General features: G+C 42.4%; 1 protein-coding gene. It reads right to left on the reverse strand.

Annotated features, from left to right (window positions below; translation table 11 throughout):
• Window positions 1-39: 39 nt before the first annotated feature.
• On the reverse strand, window positions 40-852 hold an 813-nt coding region (locus ACSC97_RS18190; RefSeq protein ID WP_419306848.1), incomplete at its 5' end, for an IS3-like element ISAba29 family transposase.

Raw genomic sequence — 852 nt, forward strand, 5'->3', positions numbered from 1 at the left:
TGAACCGTACCGGGTTTGTCGGAGACTTTTTTATTTAAGTTAGGCCACCTGACCTAACGGGTTAATCTTATCATAGTACATTGCTTCAAACTCAAAAGGTGATACATAACCCAGTGCACTGTGTACACGCTCTTTATTGAACCAATCTACCCAGTTTAGTGTCGCAAGTTGTACATCCGCTAAACCTTGCCAATCCGCTTTTAAATATTCAATCACCTCTGTTTTGTATAAGCCATTCACCGTTTCAGCCAAAGCATTATCGTATGAATCACCGGTCGTACCGACTGATGCTCGTAAATTTGCTGCTTCTAAACGATTGGTATAACGAATGGAAAGATATTGCACGCCTCTGTCACTATGATGAATCACGTTCTTTGGCATGCCTCGATCATGCAATGCTTGCTCCAGTGCATCGAGCACCATATCTGTATTCATACGTGTTGATACTTTCCATCCAACAATTGCTCGCGAGAACACATCAATAATAAAGGCGGTATAGACCCAGCCTGAATGAGTTTGAATATACGTGAAGTCAGCGACCCACAGCTGGTCAGGATGATCTGCATTAAAATTGCGTTTTACTAAGTCATCTGCTCGTTTTTGATCATCTCGGCTACGGGTGGTTTGTTTATTCTTACCACGCCAAACACCTTGTATACCTAGCTTCTGCATCAATCGAGCAACTGTACAACGTGCGATAACATAACCTTCACGTTTCAATTGTTGCCAGACCTTACGCACACCATATCGACCTAAACTTTCTTTCCAAATACGTTTGATTTGCTCTGCATGATGTAAATCATGCAGAGCACGTTTCGCTCGATGTTCTGGGTTATCAACGAGATCTAAAGC

The sequence above is a fragment of the Acinetobacter sp. P1(2025) genome, from assembly GCF_051390655.1.
In the GTDB taxonomy this organism is placed as follows: domain Bacteria; phylum Pseudomonadota; class Gammaproteobacteria; order Pseudomonadales; family Moraxellaceae; genus Acinetobacter; species Acinetobacter junii.